Raw genomic sequence first — 23,423 nt, forward strand, 5'->3', positions numbered from 1 at the left:
GTCGAAAAAGCGATATGTATCAACGTGCTAAAGCGTTATCGAGCGTGATTGAAAAGGGCCGAGTGGGATGATTGTGGACCAGGATGATCGCGGTGGCCGACAGTTCGAGCGCGCGCTTGACCACTTCCCTAGGATAGACGGGCGTGTGGTCGACCGTGCCTGTCTGCTGCACCTCGTCTGATATCAGCGCGTTCTTCTTGTCGAGGAAAAGGATGCGGAACTGCTCGCGCGCCTCGAACGCCATGGCCGAGCGGCAATAGTCGAGGAGCTGCTGCCATGACGAGAGGATTTCGCGGCCCTGAACCTCGCCGCGCGCCATGCGCTGGGCGGTCGCCGCGATGACCTTCAGCTCGAGCGCCACGGTCGGGCCGATGCCCGTGACCTCCTGCAACAGGCCGACGGGCGCGCCGAGCACTTCGGCCAACGTGCCGAAGCGGGCCAGCAGCGCCTTCGCGACCGGCTTGGTGTCGGCGCGCGGGATCAGGCGGAAAAGCAGGAGTTCCAGCAGTTCATAGTCGGGCAAGGCATCCGGGCCGGCCGAGGCAAAGCGCTCGCGCAGACGATCACGGTGGCCGAGATAGTGAGGCTTTTCGGCGGGAGCCTGTCTGGCCTTCGTGGCTTGCCGCACTGGCACCTCGGAGAAGAAACTCCGCTCGTCGTCATCGCCCTGTGTCGCCATGTGCCGCCCATCCAGCCCGAGCAATGATCGCTGATCCCCGCGAAACACTAGGACGGCGGGCAGGGGCGGTCGAGGTCTTTTCGGCGGCAAGGAATAAGTAAGCCACCGACCTCGACGCAATGTTGCGGCAATGGGGGTCGCGCAAGCTCACGGCATCGCCATTGATGGCCCCGCATCGGAGAACCAAGATGCCCAGCCTCGTTCGTATCCTGCTGTCCGCCGGGCTGCTTCTGAGCTTCAGCCCTGCAATGGCTGCCCTGGTGATCGATGCCGTACCCGCCGGTAGCCGCTCTGATCAGAACCTCCCGATCCATTTCATCCAATACGATGATCCCTGCACAGACGGCCGTTACAGCGACGGCCAGCCGTTAACTGCCGGGAGCTCCTGCGCATGCTGGACAGCCGGGAGCGTTATCGGGAACGGCACGACAATTACCCGCGCGAATGCTACGATCCCTGCACCGATGGCAGGATCAGCGACGGCCGTCCGCGCAGTTGCCGGGAAATAATGCGCTGGCTAAGAGATCAGGACGAGACTGGCGGCCGCGCAAACACTGGAAATAGGCCGCTATTCAAGACCTCGCCACGGTGTCCTAAACCGGCAGGCCGGGGCGGTCGAGCTTTTTGGGCGACAGCGTGAAAATCTCGCAGCCGGTGTCGGTCACGCCGATCGTGTGCTCATACTGCGCCGACAGCGAGCGATCGCGCGTCACCGCCGTCCAGCCGTCCGACAGGACTTTCACATGCGGCCGGCCAAGATTGATCATCGGTTCGATGGTGAAGATCATGCCGGCGCGCATTTCCACGCCTTCATTGGCGCCGCCATAATGCAGGATGTTTGGGGCATCATGGAACAGCTGGCCGACGCCGTGGCCGCAGAAATCGCGCACCACGGAGCAGCGCTCCGCTTCGGCGTAGGTCTGGATGGCGGCGCCGATGGCGCCGGTGCGCGCGCCCGGCCTGACCGCGGCGATGCCGCGCATCAGGCACTCATGGGTGACCTCGAGCAGGCGTTCGGCGGCGCGCTTGATCGTGCCGACCGGATACATGCGCGAGGAATCGCCGTGCCAGCCATCGAGGATGTAGGTCACGTCGATGTTAACGATATCGCCATCCTTCAGCGGCTTGTTGTCGGGAATGCCGTGACAGACGACATGGTTGATCGAGGTGCAGGACGATTTCGTGTAACCGCGATAGTTGAGTGTGGCCGGCAGCGCGCCGTTGTCCATGCCGAACTCGAAGACGAAACGGTCGATCGTGTCCGTGGTGACGCCGGGACCGACCATTGGCACCAGCTCGTCCAGGCAGCGCGCGGTGAGGTCGCATGCCTTGCGCATGCCGGCAAAGCCTTCCTCGCCATAGAGGCGGATCTGGCCGGTGTTTCTGAGCGGTGCAGTGGCGGCGTCGAGATAGGTGACCATTTTGTCCATATAGAAGGTGGCGCGCGGCAGGAGTGAGGCGCGTAAGTGGCACCAGATTTGGCACTTGGGGGCGAAAGGTTCAAGGAAGAACTGCCTGATGCGGTCTCAGCCGCCCGGATATTCGCTTGCCGAGGCAATGCCTTTCCGGTTTTCGCGGCGTTGCTTTCCACTGCCGGGCCGCCTGGTGCCGGCAGGCTTTGCCTTTGCCGCTGCAGCAAAGCGGCGACTTTCCGCAGTGACGACACATTTCCGTGGCACAAAACGAACGAAGCAACTTTTGACGACGAACGGCGTTGCTTGGGCGATGCCGGTGCGGGAGATGTCGAATGGACAGATTGCAATTCGAGGTGCCGGTGCGCATCGCACCAGGCCCCGGCTTGCCCGTCGAGGAAATCTACAGCGTCGAGCAGGCGCTCGATTTTCTGCAGGATTGGCCGGCACGCCGGCAGGGGCCGGTGTATCAGAAAGCCTTCAATGCCTGTTTCGGTGCCACGGTGGATGTGGTCGAGACCGAAGACGCCTGCCGGGCGTTCATGGCGTTCTGCCGTGTCACCGGACTGATGGCTGGCGACATGATGGTGCCGCGCAAGCGCGGCGGCGAGGCGAGAGCACTGCCGGCCTGAGGGCCGCCGGGTGAACCAGTTCGGGTTCGAAAGTACATGACAATTCGCGTGCGCGACGCATCGGCCGGTCACCGTTAAGCTTCCGTTTCCACCTTCGCTGTTAGCCATTGCTTGTTCGGCAATGGTTGATTCGTTGCGTCAGTTTCATGGTTCGGAAGATGTACCCAGAAAAAGTCCGTGCGTTCCCGATCGATCGTCAGCTATTCTTGGTCAGGGAAGTTGCCGCCAAGCTCGGCAATCTGCATGGCGAGACCGCCACTTCGTTCTGGAAGGCAAAAGCGACGGAGTTGCTCGATCTCGTTGTCGGGACGGGCAGGGACAGAACGGCAGCCAGCGACGAAGTACGCAGGTTCTTCCTGGCCGTGCAAAGAGAATTGTTGGCTGAGTCGAACGGTGAGTCCGTGCCAGTTCTTTCCGCCTGAAGCGGCGGACGCCGATCAGACGATGGCATCTCCGATCAAACAATGGCACCCCTGATCGAAAATGAGCCTAAGTTTTTAGCCATTCGTTCATATATGCGTGCTTTCTAATTGATCATGGTATTCAACTGCTTCACCCGGATACGGCTGACGGCGGCTGGCATAGGTCGCAGCAGAGCCGCGAACGTCGCCACCATCTTTGCCCTCACGCTGCCGATCGTTGTCGGTGCGGCGGGTTTTGGCGTGGAAACCTCCTATTGGTACTATAACAGCTTGAGACTGCAGGCCACGGCGGATGCCGCGGCCTATGCCGGCGCGCTGGAGCAGATCTCGGGTTCCGACACGCCGACGATTGTCGCCGCAGCGACCCAGTCGGCCGCGACGAATGGGCTTGGCGCAGGCACGATCGTCGTCAATACGCCGCCTGCATCCGGACCGAACACGGCCAAGAAAGCGGTTGAAGTGATCGTCGGCCAAAAGCTCAATCGGATGTTCACCTCGATCTTCACTCAGACCCAGGTTCCAGAACAGGCGAGGGCCGTGGCCCTCATCACCAATGCTTCGAAGGCCTGCATGCTGGCGCTCGATCCGACCGCCTCGCAGGCTGCCCTGTTCTCAGGCAACACCAGCGTGAAGGTCACAGGCTGCTCGGTGATGGCCAATTCGATTGCCTCGGATGCCATCAAGCTTCAGGGATCGGCGGGTCTCCAGGCCGATTGTCTGATCACGGCGGGCGGCGTCTCTCTCAGCAATCCCGTCACCACCGTTTGCGCGGCCCCGATCACCCAGGCGCTGCCTGCCGCGGATCCATTTGCCGGCCTGCCGGCCCCGGCGGCCTCGAACCCCTGTCAGAACGCCAACAAATCAGCGCTGGGCCCGGGTACATATTGCAACGGACTGAGCTTGAGCGGCAGCGTGACGCTGCAGCCTGGCGTTTATGTTATCCAGGGTGGCGATTTCAAGGTGAACGCGAACGCCAACGTCGCCGGCGATGGCGTCCTTATCTACCTCGCCGGCGGATCGCGTGTGTCGATGAATGGCAACGCCACGGTGAATCTGAGCGCGGCGACGTCCGGCACTTACTCGGGCGTGCTGATGTATGGCGACAGAACGGCCATCGGCGGACAGAGCACCTTCAACGGCACGGCAACCTCGCTGCTGACAGGCGCGCTCTATTTTCCCAAGCAGCAGGTCAATTATCTCGGCAATTTCTCCGGCCAGAACGGATGCACTCAGGTTGTCGCAGACATGATCCAATGGTCCGGCAACTCGACCATCAATCAGGACTGCACAAGTCTCGGAATGCGCGACATTCCCGCCACGCAATCCGTAGCGCTGGTCGAGTAGCCTTCCATGGGACGACCATCAGTGCCGATCCTGAGCGATGACACCGGCGTCGCCGCGGTCGAGTTCGCAATGGTGCTCCCTTTCCTGTGCGTGGCGTTGCTTGGCATCCTGGACGGCTGGTCCTATGTGACCAGCTCGCTGTCGATGCGCGCCGGCGTAAAGACCGCCGCGAACCTGATCATGGCCGGGTCGACCAATGATACGGCGACCCAGGCCGTTGCCATTGCGAGCTGGGAAAAGCGGCCGGCGGACGGCCAGGTCGCCCTAAGCCGGATTTATATGTGCGGGACTACCGTGGTCGACGCGTCCACTTTGTGCAGCGGGCCGAAGGCGCCCTCGGTCTTTGTTCAAATCCAGGCATCTGCCACCTGGCAGCCGCCCGTCACCTTCGGCGTCTTTTCCGCCTCCAGTACCATCGGCCACCTGGAGGTGATCCGTGTTCGGTAATGCGAGGGGCTTCAGGGCCGATCGATCGGGCGGAGCCGCGCTCGAATTCGCGCTGATCGCACCGTTCCTCATCATGCTGCTATTCGGAATCTTCGCCTTCGGCTGGTCGATGAATTCGGCCTCAAGCGTTCGGTACACGCTGGAGGCGTCCGCACGGTCCCTGCAGCTTAACAACACGCTGACTCAGGCCGACATCCAGGCGATCGCGACGCAGAAACTGCTTGCGCTGGGTCTGAAGGATGTCAACGTCACGATCGCCATCGACCCCGTGAGCGGCGGCTTTCGCATGGCGCACCTGACCGCTGCCTATGCGTTCGTCATAGACTTCCCGTACTTCAGTGCCTTTCCGATCAATTATGCGACGACCGTTACCGTGCCGCTGGTCGGCAGCTAGACGTGGGCTGTCCCTGCCGTGTCGGCGAAGGACGTTTGGAACGGTTCCATTCCGCCCAGTAACAGGCTCTTTTGCCAGGGCGGGATTGCCGAAATTTTTACCCAAGATATCAAGAATCTTTAAACTCCTGCCCTTTACGAAAGCACGTATGGCCTCGTGGCGGAGCGGCTACGCTAGAGACTGCAAATCTCGGAAGCCTCGGTTCGATTCCGAGGCGAGGCCTCCAAAATCCCGATGCGGCTGGATTGTCGACCGGGACAGGATTGGAGCCCATCCCTGGTCCATTCCGCATTACGCTAAGCGGTTCCGCTTGGGTGCAAAAAGCTCTAACGGAACAGATATCTCGACACCTCGGGGTTGCCGCGGCGCCACATCACGTTATCGAGGAAGTAGTGGTGTACGTTGATGAAAATCAACACGATGAAGAAGAACAGCGACGATCCAAGGACCTCCCGGTCATAGGGGACAATGGCGGTCAGCGCGGTCGGAATCAGCCAGAAACCCAGACCGCCAAGGAGGAGGCCAGCACTGATGAACTCCAGGAGTCGCACTCTGTAGGCCGGACCAAGAATCGACAGGATTCTGGATTGCGGAATTTTTTCGGCATCGCGCGCATCACGCTCGACATTGCTCTGATAGCGCCAGACCACCGCCAGGTACTGCAAGGAATGGAGCGCCGGCACTACGAGCAGCCAGAGCGGATTTGTCCTTACGATCAGAATCCAAAGATATAGCGACGCGCTGTAGGCGATGATGCCGTTATATGGCAGGCTGCCGCCATTCCTGGTCCAGCGATTGATCAGCATCACAACCGTGGCAGCCGTGGAAGCGGCCGCGGCCGAGAGTGCAATCGCATTGAGCCATGCAGGGGTGGCAAACGTGTAATATTCCAGCCCCAGGTATTTTCCCTGGCTGACCGCCGTGTTCGTCTGAAGCCACGCGAACAGCCAAACGGCATAGCTGTTGACCAGCAGGATTTTCTTGTCCGGATCGGTGAAGAACCGGCGCTTCAGGACGGCATCCACCATCAACATGCCGTAGCCTTGCTTGACGTAGTGCCAACCCACGAAAAAGAACATCGCGTTGGTTGCATTCCCCAAGAGCCGGGCGTTAGCCGTTATCGAGCCATAAGCGAAAAATGCGCCCATGAGCAGGGGAACGACGATGCCGGCGAAAATGTAGCGGATCTGCAGGTTCCTGTCATACCCGTCGCCGCGCAGCTTCCGCCCAAAATTGCGGTAGAAGAGCTGGTAGGAGTGGGCGAAGTGCGGATAGTTGATCAGATAAGCCAGGAAAAGCATCGTCGCCGCAACGAGCCCTTCGTATCTCAGCGGCACGAAATACAGCATCGGCAAAATCAGGAATGCGCTGCCGCCAAGCATCAGAAAGTCCGCGAGCGGACCAAAGAGATATTTTGGAGGCGTTGCCGCAGGAGCGCGTGTATCCGCCGAAAGGTGAACTGCCATGTGAGCGCTCCCTTACGGTCCATTTAACCACCGGCCCGTTTGCTCGACAAGGTCGAGAATCCGAGCGGTCACCGCAACAGGCTTGAGCATCGGCCGCAACGGACGCCGTGATCCTCAAATTATCGATTCGGTGCCGCCTGCCAAATCTGCCGGGTATTCGCTGTGTAGAATCGGGAAGGAGAGACCGAGGTCTGAAAATTCTGGTACGCCCAAGGGGAATCGAACCCCTGTTACCGCCGTGAAAGGGCGGTGTCCTAACCGCTAGACGATGGGCGCGCTCAGACGAAGCGGCTTATACTGGCGTTGTGTGCAACCGGCAACCCGTTAGGTGCCGCCTTGGACAACTTTTTTCCGACCTGCCAAATCAGCGTTTTCGCGGGGGCGGAAGAGCTTGCGATTCGCGGTGACGTCAGGCGCCCCGGCATCCTCGGGTGTCCGCGATGGAGCTTCGCTCCTGCTCTGCCGGTGGATGACGAAGTCGGGGACTTCCGCTGGCAGGCTCCAGCCCGACAAATCGCCGCTAGCCGTCGTCACCGCCGCTGCGCCGGCGGCAGCGCCAGTTCCAGTCACGCTCGGGGCCGACGTCGACATGAACCGATTCGGTGTGGCAGTAGGTGCCGACGCCGCCGCGGCCGGGCATGGTCCTGATGTAATTCGCAAGCTCCCACTTGGAGACGCCGGGCACCTGGATGTCGGCGGCGGCGCAATACATGTGCAGCGAATTCTTGGCGCCGTTGGCGCGACGGTTGCGGGCCGGATCGCGATAGCCCGAGGTTACCATCATCTTGCGGCCGTAATGGCCTTCGATCGTCTTCAGCACGCGCACAAGGGACGGCTTCAGGCAAGCCACGTCGACGCTCTCATTCTGCTTCAAGAGACCGTTGGGCGCGAGCCGAGCCATGCCGGCGGCGGAGGCAACCTGATAGGAGCCGCCCGAGCCTTCGTCCTCGTTGAGGTCGACGTCGCTTTCATCGTCGAGGCCGGATTTGCGCTTGATCTCGAACAGGGCCGTCTGGCGCACGCCGGGCAAGGCGTCGCTGCCGGTGATGTGACCGGCATCGCCGCCAAGTGAAGCCAGTTGCAGTGGCTTCTGCGTGGAATCAGCAGAGGCCAAAGTGATGATCGGTTTTGCCGCGGGCGGAGCAGGCTTGGGCTGCACGGCAGGCTGTTCGCCCGATCGGGTGTTGACCAGCGGAGCAGGCGTGGCCGAAGCCGGGATGGCGCCAAACATCGACGCCAGGAAGCCTTTTTTCTTCGGCGCGTCGGCTTGCGGCGCCTCGCCGGCGGTCACGTACACCGGATTGTTCATCACCGGTGCCGCGGCTGGCGTCGGCGCGGTGGCGGCGGCATCGGCGGCGGCGATCTTCTGGGCGACCGCGTCTGTCTGCCGCGCCGTCTGTACCGGCTGCTGCAAGGACTGCGGTGTCTGTCCCGCGATCGTTTCCGCGCCGGCCGGTATGGTGAGCGGGAAAGTGGCCCCAGGCTTGGCAATCGGTACGTATGCAACCTTTTCGGGGAGTGCCGTGTCGCTTTCGCTCATCACGGTCGTCTGCTCTGTCGCCACTTGCGACGACGAATCAGCGGCGAGAGGCTTGCCCGCAGAGGCGGCGTGGAGGTCCGATTCGGAAGCATTATAGCCGGGCATTCCAACCGACATTGTCGGATCGCCAGCCGATGTGCAGGAGGCCAGAAGTATGGAGCAGAGCGCTGCCACAATGGCGCGGCGTTCTCCCTTTGCGAGGCTCCATCCTGCTGATTTCAAAGTCAAATTCCCCCTCGGTGTCCGATCGGTATATACCTGGCGCCGACTGGTATGTCCGCGTCAGGTGGACCTTTGTCTCCGATCCGGAAACGAGACCTGTGTCAAATCAGCAAGCCTGTAAGTATTTTTGCAGCGATTGCCGAATTGCGGCCGCTTGATGGTTGACGACACCATTTCGCCCGCTTTTGCGGGGGCGTCAACTCACCAGACATTACAGTCCGTTACACACGCACCTTGACATAGGTCCCGGGAGCATCGCCCAAGGTTTTCATATGCTTGCCGGGTTTGCGGGCAGGCACACGGGTGTTGTCCTTGGCCTCTATCCAGCCTTGCCAGTGCGGCCACCAGGATCCCGGATGGTCGGTGGCGGAGGCTATCCACTGGTCGAAGTCGCCCTTCGGCGGACCGCCGGTCCAGTACTGATATTTGTTGGATGCGGGCGGATTGACGACGCCAGCTATATGGCCCGATCCCGCCATCACGTACTCGACCGGGCCGCCGAAATATTTCGAGCCAAGGAAGACGGACAGAGCCGGCGCGATGTGATCTTCCCGGGAGGCGAGATTGTAGACCGGAATGGTGACATCGCCGAGCGAGATCGTGTGGCCCGCCAGTTCCATCGTGCCGCGCGAGAGGTTGTTCTCGAGATAGCAGTTGCGCAGGTAGAAGGAGTGGTTGGCCGCCGCCATGCGGGTCGAATCGGCGTTCCAGTAGAGCAGGTCGAAGGGCAAAGGGTCCTTGCCGCGCATGTAGTTGTTGACAACATAGGGCCAGATCAGGTCACCCGAGCGCAGCATGTTGAAGGCGGTCGCCATCTTGGTGCCGTCGAGATAGCCTTTTTCGTTCATCGACTTTTCCACCGCCGCGACCTGTTCCTCGTCGACGAACACTTTCAGATCGCCGGCATGGGTGAAGTCGACCTGTGTGGTGAAGAAGGTCGCCGACTTGATGCGGTCGTCGCCTTCCCCAGCCATCAGCGCCAAGGCCGCCGCCAGCAACGTGCCACCGACGCAGTAGCCTATAGCATTGACGTCGCGCTCGCCGGTCGCCTTCTCGATCGTGTCGAGGCCGTATTGCAGGCCTTCCCTGATATACGCTTCCCAGTTCTTGGCGCCGTGGCGTTCATCCGGATTGATCCAGGAGATGACGAAAACGGTGTGGCCTTGCTCGATCGCCCAGCGGATGAAGGATTTCTGCGGGTTGAGGTCGAGTATGTAGAACTTGTTGATCCAAGGCGGGCAGATCAGCAGCGGGCGCTTCAGCACCGTCTCGGTCGCCGCATCATACTGGATGATCTCGGCGACATCGCTGCGGCCGACCACCTTGCCGGGCGTGGTGGCGATGTTCCTGCCGATCTCGAAGGGTGAATAGTCAGCCTGACGCAGTTTGAGGTCGCCCTTGCCGGCGGCGATGTCCTCAGCCAGCATCTTCATGCCGCGCACCAGGTTTTCGCCGTTGGAGGCGACGGTTTCGCGAAACAGTTCGGGATTGGTCAGGATGAAATTGGACGGCGAGATGGCGTTGGATACTTGCTTGACGTAGAAGCTCGCCTTGTGGCGGGTATGCTCGTCCAGGCCTTCGGCATGGTCGACCAGTTCGGACGCCCAGCGCGAGGTGACCAGATAGGCCTGTTTCAAGAAGTCGAAGAAGGCGTTGCGGCCCCATTCCGGGTCCTGGAACCGCTTGTCGCCGCGCTCCGGCTTGACGGCATCGTCGGCGCCTTCGGCATTGGGGCTGACGCGCTGGATGGCGTTCGCCCAAACCGTCATGTAGCCGGCGAACAGCCGCGTCTGCGCTTCGAGCGCCCGCTGCGGATCGGCGAGCCAGTATTCGCTGAGCTTGGAGAAGGTCTTGACCATGTCGACCACCGGCTCGGCGACTTGGTCGCGCACCTCACCTTTTTCGCGCGGTTCGGCCCACGCGGAAGCCGCCTTGCCAGCCTGCTCGATCATCCGCGCCATGTTCAGCGCGAAGCGTTCCGGGTCCTTCACCAGATATTGCTCGACCGTCGAAGGTCCGCCATCTTCCGCTTTGCCCGAATCGGGTGTTTTGGACATGGTTCGCGGGGTTCCTCCGGAAGCGTTTTCTTGACATATTAACATGGGACATCCGACAGGGTCCAATCTCGCTCTACCCCGGCTGCCAAGGAAACAATATGACGATTAAGTTTGGCGAGACTGTTTTTTTCGGTGCCGGCCACTTTTGCCGCATCAGCGCGGCCCTCATGCTCCTGGCCGTTGCCGGATGCTCGAGCACGAATACCAGCGGTCCGGTGCCGATGGCCACCGACGCGGGCCCGAAGGACACCGGCACCTTTCCGAACCTCAACATCCCGCCGCAGGTGGCGGCGAAACAATTCACCGAGGCCGAGAAGAAAGCCAAGCTCGCCCAGTTGAAGGCCGACGAGAACGGGCAGGGCGCCAAGGGCGGCGGCGCGGCCGTCACCAACCAGGCGGCGCTGACCGATCTCGCCAAGAAACATGGTCCGCAGACCCTGAAGCAGATCGAAGGCAAATGCGACCCCGCCCTCGACCCTACCTGCAAATGAGTATATAGCGCGCGCCCAACGCTCCCTTGCTGTCTGGAACTGCCATGGAAGAATTTCACAAGGTCCGCCGGCTTCCGCCTTACGTGTTCGAGCAGGTCAACCGGCTCAAGGCGAGCGCCCGTTCGCGGGGCGCCGACATCGTCGACCTCGGCATGGGCAACCCGGACCTGCCGACGCCCAAGGCCATCGTCGACAAATTGTGCGAGGTCGTGCGCGATCCGCGCACGCACCGCTATTCCTCGTCGCGCGGGATTCCCGGTTTGCGCCGCGCCCAGGCAAACTACTATGCCCGCCGCTTCGGCGTGAAGCTCAACCCCGACACCCAGGTGGTGGCCACGCTCGGTTCGAAGGAAGGCTTCGCCAACATGGCGCAGGCGATCACCGCGCCCGGCGACGTGATCCTGTGCCCCAACCCGACCTATCCGATCCATGCCTTCGGCTTCATCATGTCGGGTGGGGTCATCCGCTCGCTGCAAGTCGAGCCCGATGACGGCTTCATTCCGGCGCTCGAGCGCGGCGTCCGCCATTCGATCCCGAAGCCGCTGGCGCTGATCCTCAACTATCCATCGAATCCGACGGCACTGGTCGCCTCGCTCGATTTCTACAAGGACGTGGTGGCCTTCGCCAAGAAGAACGACATCATCATCCTGTCCGACCTCGCCTATTCGGAAATCTACTTCGACGGCAATCCGCCGCCTTCCGTGCTGCAGGTGCCGGGCGCCATCGACGTCTGCGTCGAGTTCACCTCGATGTCGAAGACCTTCTCCATGCCCGGCTGGCGCATGGGCTTCGCCGTCGGAAACGAACGGCTGATCTCGGCGCTGACCCGGGTCAAATCCTATCTCGACTACGGTGCCTTCACGCCGATCCAGGTGGCGGCGGCGCACGCGCTCAATGGCGACGGCGCCGATATCGCCGAGGTGCGCGACATCTATCACAAACGCCGCGACGTGATGGTCGATGCGTTCGGCCGCGCGGGATGGACCATTCCGGCCCCCGCGGCCTCGATGTTTGCCTGGGCGCCGATCCCTGAGCCGTTCCGTCATCTGGGCTCGCTCGAATTCTCCAAGCTGCTCATCGAGCACGCCGATGTGGCGGTGGCGCCCGGTGTCGGCTTCGGCGAACATGGCGACGATTTCGTGCGCGTAGCACTGGTCGAGAACGAACACCGGATTCGCCAGGCGGCACGCAACATCAAGCGCTTCCTGTCGGCCAGCGCCAAGCAGCCCAACAATGTGGTGCCGCTGTCCGCCCACCGGTAAATACAAATTCGATCTTATTTGAGGGGCGTCGCCTTCCATGGCTGAAGCACTGCGTGTTGGAATTGCTGGACTTGGCACGGTCGGTGCATCGGTGGCGCGCGTGTTGCGCGACAAGGCGGCGGAACTGACCCGCCAATGCGGGCGCGACATCATCGTGTCGGCGATTTCCGCACGCGACCGGAAACGCGAGCGTGGCATCGATCTGAGCTCCGCGAATTGGTTCGACGATCCGGTCAAGATGGCGCAGACCGCCGAGATCGACGTGTTCGTCGAGCTGATCGGCGGCGATGAGGGGTCGGCGCGCGCCTCGGTGAAGGCCGCGCTCGAAGCCGGCCGCCATGTCGTCACCGCCAACAAGGCGCTGCTTGCCAAGCATGGCGTGGCGCTTGCCGAAATCGCCGAGAAGAAGGGCGTGCTGCTCAATTACGAGGCCGCGGTGGCAGGCGGCATCCCGGTCATCAAGACGATGCGCGAGGCGATGGCCGGCAATTCCGTCACTCGTGTCTTCGGCATCCTCAACGGCACCTGCAACTATATCCTGACCCGCATGGAGGCCGAGGGCGTTTCCTTCGACGTCGTGCTGAAGGACGCGCAGCGGCTGGGTTATGCCGAAGCCGACCCGACCTTCGACATCGAGGGCCATGACACCGCGCACAAGCTGTCGATCCTGACCAGCCTTGCCTTCGGCACCAAAATCGCCGCCAACGACATCTACATGGAAGGCATTTCTAACATTACCCAGGCCGACATCCGTGCCGCCGGCGATCTCGGCTACCGGATCAAGCTGCTCGGTGTCGCCCAGCGCACCGAAAGCGGCATCGAGCAGCGTGTGCACCCAACCATGGTGCCGACTGCTTCGGTCATCGCGCAGGTGCATGGTGTCACCAACGCGGTGGCGATCGAGACCGATATCCTGGGCGAGTTGCTGCTCTCGGGCCCCGGCGCCGGCGGCAATGCCACCGCCTCGGCGGTCATCGGCGACATCGCCGACATCGCCAAGAGCCGGCCCGGCTTCCAGCATGGTCCCGTCTTCGGCCGGCCGGCGAAGGAGCTGAGACCGTATAAGAAGGCGCAGATGCGCAGCCATGCCGGCGGCTACTTCATCCGGCTGACCGTGCACGACCGCATCGGCGTGTTCGCGGCGATCGCCAAGCGCATGGCCGACAACGATATTTCGCTGGAATCGATTGTCCAGCATGCGGTCAGCGGCGAGGCGGCGGCGCAGAAGACGGTGATCCTCGTTACCCACGAGACCACCGAGGCCGCCGTGCGCAAGGCTGTCGACGGCATCACCAAGGACGGACATCTGACCGACAAGCCACAGGTCATCCGCATCGAGCGGGCAGGGTAGCAGGCAGCCTCGTTGCCGTGGGCATAACCATCGGCGGTGTATCTCGGTTCGGTGAGGACATCCAGCTGCCGCCGGAACGAATTGGCGTCGGTACCGTTCTCTTGGTCAGCAACCAAGGGAGCCGCTTCATGGCCGATACCAACAAATCCGACGCCCCTGACATCGGCGACATCCAGAAGACGCTGGAAAAGCAGATCGCCGACCTGCGCAAGGAGATCACCAAGATCAACAAGAGCATTTCGCAGCGCAGCGCGGAAATGCTCGATGATGCCAGTGAGCAAGCATCGGATTTCTACGATATTGCCGCTTCTCGCGCCTCGCGGACAGCGCAGCAGTTGCGCAGCCAGGCCCAGTCCGTTTCGGAAGTCGCGCGTGAAAATCCGGGCACGACGACCGCCGTGGTTGGCGTGATCGGCCTGCTCGGGTTTCTGGCCGGGATTGCCGTCGGCCAGTCGATGAACGACACCTCGCGCCGCTGGTATTGACCGCGCCGATATTGAGCCGGCAATGCCGGCTCATTTCTCCGTTTCAGCAAGTCATTTAGGGAGGGCACTATGGCTTCGTCCGTGTTAATCGGCATCCTGATCACATTTCTCGTCATCATTCTCGTTCTCTACCTGGTGCAGCGGCTGCCGCTTGATGCCAGGATGAGGCAGATCGTCCAGGTCATCGTCATCATCATCGGCATTATTTCGCTGCTCAAATACCTCGCGGTTTTCTAGGACCACGAAGACGGCAATTTCTGTTTCGTGCCGGCTCGGTTCATCTCAAACCGGGCCGGCATTGTTTTCAAAAATTCGGTTCAATCGATTGATATTGCTATCCTTTCGATAAACCATCCGGCAGGTCTTGCCGTTGTCATGGTCGTTTGACAAAACAAGCACGCCTCTGGCGGGAGGCGGCATCAAACGAGGATTTGCCGAATGAATGTGGCCCAGAACATCGTCGCCGGCCTTGACCGGATACTCACCATGGAACTGGTGCGCGTCACCGAACGGGCCGCGGTCGCGGCCGCCAGGCTGCGCGGCCGCGGCGACGAAAAGGCTGCCGACCAGGTCGCCGTCGATGCCATGCGTGAGGAGCTCAACCGCCTCGCGATCAAGGGCACGGTGGTGATCGGCGAGGGCGAGCGGGACGAGGCGCCGATGCTCTATATCGGCGAGGAGGTCGGGACCGGCAAAGGGCCCGCGGTCGATATCGCGCTTGATCCGCTCGAAGGCACGACGATCTGCGCCAAGAACCTGCCGAACGCGCTCGCCGTGATCGCGATCGCCGAGAAGGGCAGCCTGCTGTTCGCGCCCGACGTCTACATGGACAAGATCGCGGTCGGTCCCGGTTACGCCGACGGGGTCATCGATATCGACGCCTCGCCGGCCGAAAACGTCGCCAGCCTTGCGCGAGCGAAGGGCGTTGCTGTGTCCGACATCACGGCCTGCATTCTCGACCGTCCGCGCCACGCCAAGCTGATCGATGCCGTGCGCGCCACGGGCGCCGCGATCCGGCTGATCGGCGACGGCGACGTCGCCGGCGTCATCCACACCACGGACGCGGAAGAAACCGGCATCGATATCTATCTCGGCACCGGGGGCGCGCCGGAAGGCGTGCTGGCCGCGGCGGCGTTGCGCTGCACCGGCGGCCAGATGCAAGGCAGGCTGATCCTCGATACGCCGGAAAAGGTCGCACGTGCCGCAAAGATGGGCATTTCCAATCCGAAGCGGATCTATCAAGCGGAAGACATGGCGCGCGGCGACGTGCTGTTCGCGGCCACCGGTGTCACCGATGGCAACATGCTGGCTGGCGTCAAGTTCGGCCGCACATACATCACCACCCACACGATCGTGCTGCGATCGTCATCGCGGACCGTGCGCGAGATCAAGGCCAGGCACCAGGATATGGATAAGTTCTAGACCCGCTTGCGAAGCCGGGCCGCAGTTGTTAGCCATCTGGCTGCCTCCGATGGCGGCAAGGGTTTAACGATGACACCGCCCGACCGGCATGCGGCCTCTGATGTCTCGGGCGGCCAGCGAACGGTGGGTGCACGGCTGAAAGGCGGAAAGCGTAGTTTTTCTTGAAGTCTCCCGCGGCGTTTGGCTTATCCTGCCGCCAACCATGAGTTGGCAAAGCGCATGATGGGCGAAAGGCGCCTCTTCCTCGATGTCAGGCAGTCGGCAACCGGTCTCTCCTGGGAGCACCGGCTGACCGAACGGCAGGACATGATCGCGCTCGCCATCGCGCAGGGTCATGGCGTGCCCGACATCGTCGCGCGCGTTCTTGCCGGACGCGGCGTGGCCGCCGATGAGACCGAGCGGTTTCTCGACCCGACGATCCGCGACCTGTTGCCGAACCCGGCCTCGCTGACCGATATGGACAAGGCCGCCATCCGCATCGCCGCCGCCGTCATGGCGCGGGAGAAAATTGCGATCTTCGGCGATTACGACGTCGATGGCGCGGCCTCGTCGGCCTTGCTGAAGCGGTTTCTCACGCATTTCTCGGTGCCGTCGGAAATCTATATCCCGGATCGTATTTTCGAGGGCTACGGTCCCAATCCCGATGCCATGCGCGAACTGGTATCGCGCGGCGCGACGCTGATCGTCACAGTCGATTGCGGCACCAACAGCGCCGTTTCGATCGACGCGGCCAATGCCGCCGGCGCCGATGTCGTGGTGCTCGACCACCACCAGGTCGGCGGCGTCTTGCCTGCGGCAATTGCCGTCGTCAATCCAAATCGCGACGACGACCTTTCCGGACAGGGCCATCTCTGTGCCGCCGGTGTCGTGTTCCTCGCCTTGGTACACACCGCAAAGGTGCTGCGTGGCCTGAGCGATGTCACGCCGCCCGACCTGCTTTCCCTGCTCGATCTCGTGGCGCTTGCCACCGTCTGCGACGTGGTGCCGCTCACGGGCGTCAATCGCGCCTTCGTCGTCAAGGGTTTGCAAGTGGCGCGGCAGCAGAAGAATGAAGGCATGGCCGCGCTGGCACGGGTGTCACGCGTTGGCGAGCCGATCAGCACCTTCCATCTCGCCTACCTGATCGGTCCGCGTATCAATGCCGGTGGGCGCATAGGCGATGCAGCACTCGGCAGCCGGCTGCTTGCAACGGACGATCCGGTCGAGGCGCAGACCATCGCCGAGACGCTCGACCGGCTGAACCAGGAGCGGCAGTTGATGGAGCAGGAGATGCTCGCCGCCGCGCGCGCCGAGGCCGATGCCGAGCTCGCGGGCGGCAGCGGCCCGGCGATCGTCGTCACCGCCAGCAACAGCTGGCACCCCGGCATCGTAGGCCTGCTTGCCTCACGACTGAAGGATCACGCACGGCGGCCGGCCTTTGCCATCGCCTTCAACGCCAACGGCACCGGCACGGGCTCGGGCCGTTCGGTGTCGGGTTTCGACCTTGGCCGGCTGGTGCGCGAAGCCGCCAATGCCGGGCTCATCGTCAAGGGCGGCGGCCATGGCATGGCTGCCGGCATCACCGTCGAGCGGGCAAGACTGGGTGAGCTCAGGGCCTTCTTCGAGGAGCGGGCAGCCGCCGACGTTTTCAGGTTGCAGGATGAGGAAAGCCTGGCGATAGACGGCGCGCTTGCCGCCGAAGGCGCGACGCTCGGCCTGCTCGATGCGTTGGAAAAGGCGGGGCCCTTCGGTGCCGGGCATGTCGCGCCTGTTTTCGTGCTGCCGCGCCATCGGCTGGCCGACATCAGGCCGGTCGGCACCAACCATATTCGCGCCGATTTACAGTCGGAGAGCGGCGGCCGCATCCAGGCGATCGCCTTTCGCGCCGTCGATACGGTGCTTGGCGAGTTCCTGTCCAAGAACCGCGGCAAGACGGTGCATGTCGCCGGCTCGCTGTCGGGCAATTACTGGAACGGCAACCGTACGGTGCAGTTTCGCATCATCGACGCCGCGCGGGCGTAGGGCGCGCCGGAAACCCGCGCAATTCAGCCGGCCGGCGCATAACGCAGCAACGTCACGCCCTGGGGGAGACTTTGCGTGCCGAGCGGGGTCAGCGCCAGCGACAGGCCGGATTGAAAATATGGCTTGCCGCCACCCAGCACCACGGGATGCATATAGAGCCGGTATTCGTCGATGAGGCCGGCTCGTGCCAGAGAGGCGGCAAGATCGGCGCCGCCAAGGATGACGAGGCCATCGGCCTGCGCCTTGAGAGATCGTACCGCATCCTCCGCATCGCCATCCATCAGCCGGGCATTGAGCCCGACTTGCCGAAGCGTGGTCGAGAAGACGATCTTCGGCGTTTCGCGCCATGGGCAAAATTCCGCTCGACCTCGGTGGCGCCGGTCTCGCGTTCAGGGCTGTCCCAGAAGCGCATGGTTTCGTACATGCGCCGTCCGGCGAGCACGGCGGAAGCCTGCCTCATCATGTCGTTGAAGTGCTGGTGCAGTTCCGCCTCGGGCACTGGCAAGCCGATGTCCCCGTTCGATCGGGCGATATAGCCGTCCAACGACGTCAGCATGGAATAGACAATCCTGGCCATCGGCACCTCCGCCTCGATCGACGCAGATCACCATAACCAATTGCGTTTTGCAATCAGTTTGTCCTGAGGCCAATACAACTTGAGGAACGGTCTAGGCGAGAACCGTCTGCAGCCGCGTCAGTTCGCCGATCTGCGCCATCGTCGCCTGGTAGCCGAGCTGGATCGCCTCGTCGGCCCGGTGGAATTCGGTAAGGCCGATATGGCTGAGCTTGGGTTGCAGCGACATGTCAGGCGGATCGCCGGCAAGTCTCGCCCGTGAAATACGGTCCTGGATGATGTTGAAGGCTTCGACCATCACGCCGGTGATGCCCAAACGCGTCTGGTGCGATTGGTGTTGGGCGTCGACCTGGCCGGGCCTTGGCGCATCCTTTTCGATAACCAGCTCGCCAGCGCTGTGCTTGATCACGGCGGCGCGGCCGAACAGGTCGTAGTGGAGGTTGACCGCCACGACGAGCGGCTGCTCGTAGGCGCGGCAGACCGAAACGGGCACCGGGTTGACCAGCGCTCCGTCCACCAGCACGCGGCCGTTGCAATCGACAGGCTCGAACACGCCAGGCAGCGCGTAGGACGCGCGCATGGCGGTGATCAGCGATCCGCTCGACAGCCAGATCTCGTGGCCGGTGCGGATTTCCGACGCGACGCAGACAAATGGCTTGGGCAGATCGTCGAAGCGGATGCCGGCCACGTGCTCGCGCAGGCGCGCGTCCAGCTTCATCCCGCCGAAGAGGCCGCTGCCGCGCAGGTTGAGATCGAGCAGGCCGAAGATACGTCGTCTGGTGAGGCTGCGGGCGAACTCTTCCAGCTCATCCAGTTTGCCGGCCAGATAACAGCCTCCGACCAGGGCGCCGATCGAGGTGCCAGCGATCATCGAGACTTCGATGCCGGCTTCATCGAGCGCGCGCAGCACGCCGATATGAGCCCAGCCTCTGGCGCAACCGCCACCGAGCGCGAGCGAAATACCTGTTTTTTTGGGGGAGGTTGTTTCGGATGCGCCGCCTGCCGAGGACAGGCCGTTGGCCTCCCTGACATCTGGTCTGTTACGCAATGACGCCCATTCGAGCATCATGATCTCCCTTGTCCCAGGCTAGTATACGGACGGGCCGTATCGAAATGATGAATCTATGTGGTCGGTGTCAGGCAGAAGGTTCAAGCTGATGGCTTCCGATACGTGTTTTCCGCATCGAACAGCGGCTTGCTGCCGTCGTCGGCAAGCGTCCCCTTGCCGTCGATCAGCCCCACCGTCCGATAAAAGCATGAACGCCGGCCGGTGTGACAGGTTGCGTCGTGGCCCAACACTTTCACGCGAAGCCACACCGCATCCTGGTCACAATCCGTGAGCATCTCGACAACATGCTGGAAATTGCCCGAGGTTTCGCCCTTCTTCCAGAGCCTGTTGCGCGAGCGCGACCAGTAGTGGGCAATGCCTGTTTCCAGCGTCAGAGCCAGCGCCCGTGCATTCATATGCGCGACCATCAGCAGCATGCCGTCGGCGGCATCGGTGACGACGACGGTGACAAGACCGGCGGCATCAAAGCGCGGCGAAAACACCGCGCCTTCCTCCAAGGCTTTCTTGTCCGAGGGAGCTTCCGGAAATTCCAGTGCCGACATTGCCGGTCTATCTTCCTGTTGACCGCGACGTCGGCAAAGGGCTTACGCCCTGCCGCCGCGCACCATGGTGACAAAACGAACCTGCTCTTCGGGCGTATCCTTGAAGACGCCTGTGAAGGTGGAGGTCAGCGTGGTGGAACCTTGCTTGCGGATGCCGCGCATGGCCATGCACATGTGCTCGGCCTCGATCATGACGGCAACGCCGCGCGGGTTGAGCACGTCTTGGATGACGCCGGCAATCTGGGCGGTCAGGGCTTCCTGTGTCTGCAGCCGATGGGCAAAGATATCGACGACGCGCGCGATCTTGGACAGGCCGACGACCTTGCCATCGGGCAGGTAGCCGACATGCGCCTTGCCGATGATCGGCACCATGTGATGTTCGCAATGCGAATGGAACTGGATGTCCTTGACGATGACCAGGTCATCGTAGCCGGCGACCTCCTCGAAAGTACGGCCAAGCTCCTCGGCCGGGCACATGTCGTAGCCGCCGAACATTTCGCGATAGGCCTTGGTCACGCGCTTGGGCGTGTCGATCAAACCCTCGCGATCCGGATTGTCGCCGGTCCAGCGCAGCAAGGTGCGTACGGCGGCCTCGACTTCGGCCTCGCTCGGGCGGTCGGTGACCGGCTTTTCCATATAGGCGGACTGGGGCATTAGTTTCTTGATGACGGCATCCATAAAAGGCGTCTCCCGTAGTTCCTCTCTGAGGAGGAACGAGTTGAACGGACCACGACCTTTCGGTGTCGGAAACTCGCCCCGTTTCCAGCCCCGTAAGCGGCGTGAACTTCCCGGCAAGGACAGTGGCGTTCGCCGCCTTGTCGATACCGGACTGCCAGCATTATATATGGTCGTGCCGAGCGAATGAAAGACGCAACAACGGCAATCGCTGTTCGCTTGGCGGCGACGGATTGGAAAATAATGATCAACGACGTCTACAACGCGAAAATTCTCGGTTTTGCCGGAAATATTGCCCGCATCGGCCGGCTCGATCATCCCGACGCGACTGCGAAGGCGCATTCCAAGCTGTGCGGGTCGACCGTTACCGTCGACCTCAAGATGGAGGACGGCGTGGTCACCGACTTCGCCCACGACGTGAAGGCCTGTGCGCTCGGCCAGGCATCGTCCTCGATCATGGCGCAACATGTCGTCGGCGCCAGCGCCGAGGAATTGCGCGCGGTGCGCGAGACCATGCTGAAGATGCTGAAGGAGAACGGCGCGCCGCCGGAAGGCCGCTTCGCCGACCTCGGCTATCTGGAGCCGGTGCGCGACTACAAGGCGCGTCATGCGTCGACCATGCTGACTTTCGACGCCGTGGTCGACGCCATCGGCCAGATCGAGAAGAAGCGCGCCGACGAAGCGGCCTGAGAGTGGTCTTCGAGCTTACGGTGAGCGGATCCCGCCAGAGCGGTCGTTCATGCCATGGCTTTGTGTTCGCCGGTACTCTTGCCGCTTCACTTGTGTCGGCCGGTGGCTCAAGCGGGGCGGAACCAGCAGTCCAGCGCGATATCGGCGACTATCTCATGAGGGCCGTCCAGCCCTATTGGAACGTGCCCGCAAATGCCACAAGTACTGCACGCGTCCGGATCAGCCTGAACAAGGACGGATCGCTCGCCGGCCCGCCAAAAATCGTCGGCCCCGTGACATCGGCAAGGCATAAGGTTGCCGAAGCCGCCATTCGCGCGATCACGCGTTGCGCGCCGTTTCCCGGGCTGGCGTCCTACGGCGCCGACTATGATTTGTGGCGCGACATCGTCGTCACATTCTACCCAGCAGTCGACCCGGCGGCGGGACATCCGTCCATGGACATCAACGACCTCGATAAACTTCTCGGAAAATACAAGAAGGTAAAGTAGCCGGCTCCGGCCAGCGCACGGCTCAGGCCGGAGCTTTCAGCGCTCGCCTGCTTTCGCTGAATTCGCTTCTTAGCCAGTCGGCGAAGGCCGCGGCCGGTTCGGAGAGACTGTGCAAACTCCTGGCCACCAGCCAATAGGCCCCGGATGCGACATCGATGTCGAACGGTTTGACCAGTGCCCCGGTCTCCAATTCTTCTCCAATCTGCAGGAGATCGCCGAGCGCCACGCCGTGGCCGAGCAGCGCGGCCTGCTTGGAGAGTGAGGCGTCCGCAAGCATCGGCCCGCGCGTGGGCATGGCGTTGGCGGGTACGCCCGCCGCCTCGAACCAGCGCGTCCAACCCTGGCGGTTTTCCTCGTGCAAAAGCGTGAAGCGAGCAAGATCGGCCGGCTTATCGAGGGCTGGGCTCGATGAAAGCAGCGCCGGCGACAGAACCGGCGAATCGACTGTCGAGGCCAGCCGCTCGGCTTCGCTGCGGGGCCATGACGTCGCGTTCGAGCTGAAACGTAAGGCAAGTTCGGGCTGGTCGCTGCGGAACTCGATCAGCCTTGGGTCCACTTCGAGGGAGACGTCGATATCGGGCCGCAACTGGCGAAACCGGTTGAGCCGGGGTACCAGCCAGACGGATGCAATCGACGGCTCGACGCTGACACGAACCACGGCCTGCGCGGGAACCGCGACCAGTTCCGAGAGTAGTTTGTCGATGTCGTCGAAACTTTTGACCAGTTGAGCAAGCAGCCGACGGCCTGCATCCGTCAGTTCGACGCGGCGATGGTGCCGTTCGAAAAGCGGTTGGCGCAGGAAGGTTTCGAGTTCGCGGATCTGCCGGCTGATCGCCGCCTGCGAGACGAAAAGCTCCTCGGCGGCGTTGCTGAAGCTCAAATGCCGCCCCGCCGCCTCGAAGCTCCTCAACGCCGTAAGGGGCAAGCGTCCACGCTTCATTTCGCATAACCCAAGATTATCCGAAACGGAAATTATACTCGTTTGAAGGCGAAGGCCAGCGGCGGTCTAATCGTCTTCAAGGAGATGCCGCCATGATGCAGTTGCTTGAGATCCTTGGCGACGTCATACGGATCGCGACGTTTCAATGGCGCGACGAAAGACGCGCTACAAGGCATCACGAAGAATGGTCTCATCCTGGCCGCTGGGCGCCGCCAGCCGACCGACGGCCATTTCGCCGTTCCCGCCCGTGACCGCACGGCGATCGGGATTGCGTTCTCCGGTGCAAGCGCACATCTATCAGCTGGAAAACGCGGAGATCGCAGTGGGCGACCAGCACAGGCATGCGCATACAGCCGGAGCGTCGAGGCGCGGCCGCAACTGGCCCGGCCCCTGGCGCAAGACGCCGGGCCGCTTGCTCGGCACCTCGGTCGTGCGGTTTTACCAGCTGACGCTGTCCGGCTTTGTCGGCAATTCCTGCCGCCATCTGCCGACCTGTTCAGAATACGCGCATGAGGCGATCGCCCGCCATGGCCTTTGGGCCGGCGGCTGGATGGGGTTGTTCCGCGTGCTGCGCTGCGGCCCATTCGGCACGCATGGCATCGATCTGGTTCCGGAAGCGCTGGCGGACCGTTACGTCTGGTTCATGCCCTGGCGTTATTGGCGGGTCGGCCGCAAGCGCGGCGAAGCGCAGGGCTAGGGTGGCTGGTCACGCCGCGCTGTTTACGCTCCGGTAGGGTTAACGCAAGCCTGCACAACAACTGCGCATTTGAGACAAAATCGAGACAAGAGACCCCGCTAAGCCCGCTCGCGAACCCCCT

General features: G+C 62.3%; 26 protein-coding genes and 2 tRNA genes. 16 read left to right on the forward strand and 12 right to left on the reverse strand.

The features are described 5' to 3' along the window. Nucleotides 1–19: 19 nt before the first annotated feature. Nucleotides 20–679, reverse strand: a complete 660-nt coding sequence (gene radC, locus FJ936_RS13555) for a DNA repair protein RadC (protein ID WP_141906664.1) — start codon at nt 677–679, stop codon at nt 20–22. Nucleotides 680–1,272: 593 nt separating this feature from the next. Next, the gene (map, locus tag FJ936_RS13560) at nt 1,273–2,100 is read right to left on the reverse strand and encodes a type I methionyl aminopeptidase (RefSeq protein WP_140791034.1); all 828 of its coding nucleotides are present in this window, start codon (nt 2,098–2,100) and stop codon (nt 1,273–1,275) included. Between the two features lie 326 nt (nt 2,101–2,426). Here map and FJ936_RS13565 point away from each other — a divergent pair, with 326 nt between their 5' ends. The 6 genes from FJ936_RS13565 to FJ936_RS13590 all read left to right on the forward strand — a co-directional run bounded on the left by FJ936_RS13565 (nt 2,427) and on the right by FJ936_RS13590 (nt 5,556). Further along, nucleotides 2,427–2,723, forward strand: a complete 297-nt coding sequence (locus FJ936_RS13565; RefSeq protein WP_015317559.1) for a DUF982 domain-containing protein — start codon at nt 2,427–2,429, stop codon at nt 2,721–2,723. A 158-nt stretch (nt 2,724–2,881) separates the two neighbouring features. Next, the gene (locus tag FJ936_RS13570; protein WP_023769988.1) at nt 2,882–3,145 is read left to right on the forward strand and encodes a DUF6074 family protein; all 264 of its coding nucleotides are present in this window, start codon (nt 2,882–2,884) and stop codon (nt 3,143–3,145) included. 114 nt (nt 3,146–3,259) lie between these two features. After that, nucleotides 3,260–4,489 (forward strand): pilus assembly protein TadG-related protein, encoded by a 1,230-nt coding sequence (locus FJ936_RS13575; protein ID WP_181174582.1) that lies wholly within the window; start codon nt 3,260–3,262, stop codon nt 4,487–4,489. Between the two features lie 21 nt (nt 4,490–4,510). Beyond that, the gene (locus FJ936_RS13580; RefSeq protein WP_140723667.1) at nt 4,511–4,936 is read left to right on the forward strand and encodes a TadE/TadG family type IV pilus assembly protein; all 426 of its coding nucleotides are present in this window, start codon (nt 4,511–4,513) and stop codon (nt 4,934–4,936) included. Next, a complete protein-coding gene (locus FJ936_RS13585; protein ID WP_140661131.1) occupies nt 4,926–5,330 on the forward strand; it encodes a TadE/TadG family type IV pilus assembly protein in 405 nt (134 codons plus the stop codon). The genes FJ936_RS13580 and FJ936_RS13585 overlap by 11 nt, the downstream gene beginning before the upstream one ends. Nucleotides 5,331–5,480: 150 nt before the next feature. Next, a tRNA-Cys gene (locus tag FJ936_RS13590) sits at nt 5,481–5,556 on the forward strand. A 100-nt stretch (nt 5,557–5,656) separates the two neighbouring features. On the opposite strand, the gene FJ936_RS13595 is transcribed toward FJ936_RS13590, so the two are convergent. The 4 genes from FJ936_RS13595 to phaC all read right to left on the reverse strand — a co-directional run bounded on the left by FJ936_RS13595 (nt 5,657) and on the right by phaC (nt 10,615). After that, nucleotides 5,657–6,796, reverse strand: coding sequence for a hypothetical protein (locus tag FJ936_RS13595; protein ID WP_140723664.1), 1,140 nt, complete (start codon nt 6,794–6,796; stop codon nt 5,657–5,659). A gap of 201 nt (nt 6,797–6,997) precedes the next feature. Next, a tRNA-Glu gene (locus tag FJ936_RS13600) sits at nt 6,998–7,072 on the reverse strand. 244 nt (nt 7,073–7,316) lie between these two features. Further along, on the reverse strand, nt 7,317–8,564 hold the full coding sequence (locus FJ936_RS13605; protein ID WP_140791030.1) for a YcbK family protein: 1,248 nt from the start codon (nt 8,562–8,564) through the stop codon (nt 7,317–7,319). A 215-nt stretch (nt 8,565–8,779) separates the two neighbouring features. Further along, on the reverse strand, nt 8,780–10,615 hold the full coding sequence (gene phaC, locus FJ936_RS13610; protein WP_140716716.1) for a class I poly(R)-hydroxyalkanoic acid synthase: 1,836 nt from the start codon (nt 10,613–10,615) through the stop codon (nt 8,780–8,782). A 98-nt stretch (nt 10,616–10,713) separates the two neighbouring features. Between phaC and FJ936_RS13615 the strand changes: the two genes are divergently transcribed. The 7 genes from FJ936_RS13615 (at nt 10,714) to recJ (ending at nt 17,627) form a co-directional block, all read left to right on the forward strand. Continuing rightward, nucleotides 10,714–11,106 carry a hypothetical protein gene (locus FJ936_RS13615; RefSeq protein ID WP_015317567.1) on the forward strand — a complete coding sequence of 131 codons (393 nt, stop codon included), beginning with the start codon at nt 10,714–10,716 and terminating at the stop codon, nt 11,104–11,106. A gap of 44 nt (nt 11,107–11,150) precedes the next feature. Next, nucleotides 11,151–12,368 (forward strand): LL-diaminopimelate aminotransferase, encoded by a 1,218-nt coding sequence (locus tag FJ936_RS13620; RefSeq protein ID WP_015317568.1) that lies wholly within the window; start codon nt 11,151–11,153, stop codon nt 12,366–12,368. A 37-nt stretch (nt 12,369–12,405) separates the two neighbouring features. Further along, on the forward strand, nt 12,406–13,719 hold the full coding sequence (locus FJ936_RS13625; protein WP_015317569.1) for a homoserine dehydrogenase: 1,314 nt from the start codon (nt 12,406–12,408) through the stop codon (nt 13,717–13,719). 128 nt (nt 13,720–13,847) lie between these two features. Further along, a complete protein-coding gene (locus tag FJ936_RS13630; protein WP_141906665.1) occupies nt 13,848–14,204 on the forward strand; it encodes a hypothetical protein in 357 nt (118 codons plus the stop codon). Nucleotides 14,205–14,273: 69 nt separating this feature from the next. Then, nucleotides 14,274–14,441, forward strand: a complete 168-nt coding sequence (locus FJ936_RS13635; protein WP_015317571.1) for a Thivi_2564 family membrane protein — start codon at nt 14,274–14,276, stop codon at nt 14,439–14,441. A 201-nt stretch (nt 14,442–14,642) separates the two neighbouring features. Further along, entirely contained in the window at nt 14,643–15,626 is a 984-nt protein-coding gene (gene glpX / locus FJ936_RS13640) for a class II fructose-bisphosphatase (protein WP_015317572.1), read from the forward strand. 219 nt (nt 15,627–15,845) lie between these two features. Then, nucleotides 15,846–17,627 carry a single-stranded-DNA-specific exonuclease RecJ gene (gene recJ, locus FJ936_RS13645; protein WP_141906666.1) on the forward strand — a complete coding sequence of 594 codons (1,782 nt, stop codon included), beginning with the start codon at nt 15,846–15,848 and terminating at the stop codon, nt 17,625–17,627. A gap of 23 nt (nt 17,628–17,650) precedes the next feature. Here recJ and FJ936_RS31265 read toward each other — a convergent pair whose 3' ends face one another. The 5 genes from FJ936_RS31265 to folE form a co-directional block, all read right to left on the reverse strand. Then, a complete protein-coding gene (locus FJ936_RS31265) occupies nt 17,651–17,956 on the reverse strand; it encodes a dihydrofolate reductase family protein (protein WP_348643159.1) in 306 nt (101 codons plus the stop codon). Then, complete coding sequence (locus FJ936_RS31270) at nt 17,908–18,204, reverse strand: dihydrofolate reductase family protein (protein ID WP_348643158.1); 297 nt, start codon at nt 18,202–18,204, stop codon at nt 17,908–17,910. The genes FJ936_RS31265 and FJ936_RS31270 overlap by 49 nt, the downstream gene beginning before the upstream one ends. Nucleotides 18,205–18,295: 91 nt before the next feature. Further along, nucleotides 18,296–19,267: a patatin family protein gene (locus FJ936_RS13655; RefSeq protein ID WP_015317575.1), complete on the reverse strand. Its 972-nt coding sequence runs from the start codon at nt 19,265–19,267 to the stop codon at nt 18,296–18,298. Nucleotides 19,268–19,350: 83 nt separating this feature from the next. Further along, a complete protein-coding gene (hisI, locus tag FJ936_RS13660; RefSeq protein ID WP_141906667.1) occupies nt 19,351–19,812 on the reverse strand; it encodes a phosphoribosyl-AMP cyclohydrolase in 462 nt (153 codons plus the stop codon). 42 nt (nt 19,813–19,854) lie between these two features. Continuing rightward, the gene (folE, locus tag FJ936_RS13665) at nt 19,855–20,490 is read right to left on the reverse strand and encodes a GTP cyclohydrolase I FolE (RefSeq protein ID WP_015317577.1); all 636 of its coding nucleotides are present in this window, start codon (nt 20,488–20,490) and stop codon (nt 19,855–19,857) included. 240 nt (nt 20,491–20,730) lie between these two features. Here folE and FJ936_RS13670 point away from each other — a divergent pair, with 240 nt between their 5' ends. Beyond that, nucleotides 20,731–21,177 (forward strand): iron-sulfur cluster assembly scaffold protein, encoded by a 447-nt coding sequence (locus FJ936_RS13670; protein WP_015317578.1) that lies wholly within the window; start codon nt 20,731–20,733, stop codon nt 21,175–21,177. A 20-nt stretch (nt 21,178–21,197) separates the two neighbouring features. After that, nucleotides 21,198–21,665, forward strand: coding sequence for a cell envelope integrity protein TolA (locus FJ936_RS13675; RefSeq protein ID WP_141906668.1), 468 nt, complete (start codon nt 21,198–21,200; stop codon nt 21,663–21,665). Between the two features lie 22 nt (nt 21,666–21,687). On the opposite strand, the gene FJ936_RS13680 is transcribed toward FJ936_RS13675, so the two are convergent. Continuing rightward, entirely contained in the window at nt 21,688–22,605 is a 918-nt protein-coding gene (locus tag FJ936_RS13680) for a LysR substrate-binding domain-containing protein (protein WP_141906669.1), read from the reverse strand. Nucleotides 22,606–22,927: 322 nt separating this feature from the next. On the opposite strand from FJ936_RS13680, the gene yidD reads away from it, so the two are divergent. Beyond that, nucleotides 22,928–23,302: a membrane protein insertion efficiency factor YidD gene (yidD, locus tag FJ936_RS13685; RefSeq protein WP_141906735.1), complete on the forward strand. Its 375-nt coding sequence runs from the start codon at nt 22,928–22,930 to the stop codon at nt 23,300–23,302. Nucleotides 23,303–23,423 lie beyond the last annotated feature (121 nt).

The organism is Mesorhizobium sp. B2-4-13 (assembly GCF_006658535.1).
Lineage (GTDB): Bacteria > Pseudomonadota > Alphaproteobacteria > Rhizobiales > Rhizobiaceae > Mesorhizobium > Mesorhizobium australicum.